Source organism: Rhodococcus sp. BS-15, assembly GCF_000813105.1.
Classification (GTDB): domain Bacteria; phylum Actinomycetota; class Actinomycetes; order Mycobacteriales; family Mycobacteriaceae; genus Rhodococcoides.
In genome coordinates, this window is record NZ_BAOX01000467.1 from 1 (window position 1) to 2,468 (window position 2,468).

The 2,468-nt window shown below is 64.5% G+C and carries 4 protein-coding genes; all 4 read left to right on the forward strand.

Going from position 1 to position 2,468, the window contains the following annotated elements; translation table 11 throughout:
- The first annotated feature begins 184 nt into the window (after positions 1-184).
- Entirely contained in the window at positions 185-916 is a 732-nt protein-coding gene (locus RHBS_RS26880; protein ID WP_183130313.1) for an ESX secretion-associated protein EspG, read from the forward strand.
- Between the two features lie 81 nt (positions 917-997).
- Complete coding sequence (locus tag RHBS_RS26885) at positions 998-1,597, forward strand: DUF2975 domain-containing protein (protein WP_237669812.1); 600 nt, start codon at positions 998-1,000, stop codon at positions 1,595-1,597.
- Positions 1,597-1,824 (forward strand): helix-turn-helix transcriptional regulator, encoded by a 228-nt coding sequence (locus RHBS_RS26890; RefSeq protein WP_032378705.1) that lies wholly within the window; start codon positions 1,597-1,599, stop codon positions 1,822-1,824. The genes RHBS_RS26885 and RHBS_RS26890 overlap by 1 nt, the downstream gene beginning before the upstream one ends.
- Positions 1,825-1,938: 114 nt before the next feature.
- On the forward strand, positions 1,939-2,468 hold a 530-nt coding region (locus tag RHBS_RS26895), incomplete at its 3' end, for a TerD family protein (RefSeq protein ID WP_145977636.1).

The following is a 2,468-nucleotide window of genomic DNA, read 5'->3' on the forward strand; positions in this document are numbered from 1 at the left end:
GAGCGCACGGCATGCCGGGAATGGGCGCCATGGGCGCAGCAGGCGCGCGGGGAGCCGGCGACAACGACGGCGAACACGCAACTCCCGGTTACCTCGTCGACGTGAGCAACGGCAGCGAACTGATCGGCGATCTACCTCTGGTTGCACCTCCGGTACTCGGCGGCTGACGATGATGACCTGGACCATGCCCGGTATCGATTTCATGATGCTGTGCAGTCGATTCGGACGCGACCGACTGCCGTATCCCCTGGCGGTCACCATCGACGTCGATACCGTGGACGAACTGCGGCAACTGCGGCTGGAGGCGTCGGCGAGGATCGACGCGATGATGGACGAGAAACTCGGGGCAGCTGTTCGGACCGTCGTCGACCCGATCGTTCGCATCGAATGTCGCGGCGAGACAACCGATTCCCGTTACGGAATCATGCGCAGCCACGCAGCGATTCGCCACGACGCGGCCGCGGTGCTCACTCAGCAACCGGGGCCCGACGCCTCCTCCGGCGGTGCCGTCACCATCGAACTGACCGGCCCGGACCGTGCCCCCGCCGTAGTTCTCGGATCCCTGCCGAACATCACTGCAGGCCACCGACCGGCCGAGCGACTCGAACGCGCGATGGCTGCAGCGACATCGGGTGGATCGCATCTGTCCACGGCAACAAGAGGGGCGACAGCGGACGAGCAGTTCCGGTCGTTCTTCGACCGCCCACGATCTGCAGTGGGCGAGATCATCGTCGCGCGCGGCAAGACCTACGACAACCGCCGGGACACCGATGCCGTCTCGTTCTTCTGGATGGACTTCGAGCGGGACGGCCGGTACATCGTGCACTCCGCGAAGTCGATCGACATCGCGCCCGCCGATACTGCCGGACTGGCGTCGGAGATCGAAGGGCACGTGGCGGTCGCGCTGAGGCGATGACGGTCCGCCCTTGACACCGTATCGATTTTCGATAGGTTATCGATATTCGTTGTTATCGACTATCGATATGGAGGCGGCGGGATGGCATATGGACTGGGCTCCGCACGAGCCAACAAATGGGCGATGGCGTTCTACGCGGGAATCGCGGTGGTGTGGTCGGGATGGAGGGTGTGGGACTACCACTCCTCGGACTACGTCAGCGCCACCGTCACGCCCAGGGAGGACTCGCCGACTCTCGACCTGTTCGGCGGACAGTTGCAGCCAGGGAATGTCATCGAGCTCAGCGTCGCCAAAAGTGACGTCCAGCGACTCATCGGGATGATCGACTTCATGAGGTACGGCGAGATCGTGGCCGGCGGAATCATCATCCTGGTGGGGATCTTCTTCGCGTACCGATTCTTCGACAATGTCATCAAGGAAACCCCGTTCAGCGTCGGTGCCAGCATCGACCTGGTCGCGGTCGCTGTCTGCCTGGTCTTGTACCCGGTCATCACCGGAGGACTTCGAGTGATGAGTACCAACGCGGTCCAGGGCGCACTCGAGACAACCGAGTTCACCGATACTGCGCGCGGCCTGGGTGCGTTCTGGCTGGCCGTGATCGTCGCGATCGTTCTGCAATTCGTCTATGCGGTGCTCCGTCAGGGGTCCAAGCTCGCTCGCGATGCCGATGGGCTGGTCTGATGGCGGAGGAGTTCGTCGACCATCTGGTCGTCTGCCATCTGGGCGAAATTCTCGACGCCCGCGGCATGACGCTCGCCGAGCTGTCGCGTCTGGCCGGAGTCAGCGTCGTCAATCTGTCGGTGCTCAAGAACGACCGCGCCAAGGCCATCCGGTTCTCGACGCTCACCGCCGTGTGCCGCGTGCTCGGCTGCACACCCGGCGACCTGTTCACGCTGCGCCAGATCTGACGTCCACCGAAGCGCAGCCGCACCAGCCGGACAAATCGAACAAGTACATTGGATGACGGTAACCAGCACTACGAGAGAGAGTCCACCACATTGTCTGCTCCGGCCGGTCAACCGTTGTCCAAGGGTCAGAACGGCCCCCTCACCGTCGGTGACGTCGTCGTCTCCATCTCGCTGGCCGTACCCGCGGACCTGTCCGCGCTACTGGTCACCGACGCCGGAAAAGTGCGCACCGACGCCGATTTCGTGTTCTTCAACCAGCCCACCGGCCCCGGCGTACGTCTCGAGCCCGGCCAGGGCGGACCGGCCCGGCTCGCCGTGTCGCTCGCCGCAGTTCCCGCCGACATCGAGCAGATCCGCGCTGTCATCACCCTCGACGACGCGTCGAGCAACTTCGGTCGATCCGCCGCTCCCGTCGCGCGGGTGAGCGACGCAAGCGGAAATGTGTTGTACGAGTACACGATCGATGGCTTGAGCTCGGAGTCGATCGTGATCGCGCTGGAGATCTACCGCCGTCAGGGCAGCTGGAAGGTGCGAGCCGTCGGGCAGGGTTACGCGGGTGGCTTCGCCGCCCTGGTGACGGACCACGGTGTGTCCGTGGACGACGCCCCTGCTCCCGCACCGACGCCTCCTCCCGCTCCCGCCAC

What these genes read in the sequence shown, in the direction of transcription:
- RHBS_RS26880 (WP_183130313.1), top strand. Translation starts at nt 185, where the DNA reads ATGCCCGGTATCGATTTCATGATGCTGTGCAGTCGATTCGGACGCGAC.
- RHBS_RS26885 (WP_237669812.1), top strand. Translation starts at nt 998, where the DNA reads ATGGCATATGGACTGGGCTCCGCACGAGCCAACAAATGGGCGATGGCG.
- RHBS_RS26890 (WP_032378705.1), top strand. Translation starts at nt 1,597, where the DNA reads ATGGCGGAGGAGTTCGTCGACCATCTGGTCGTCTGCCATCTGGGCGAA.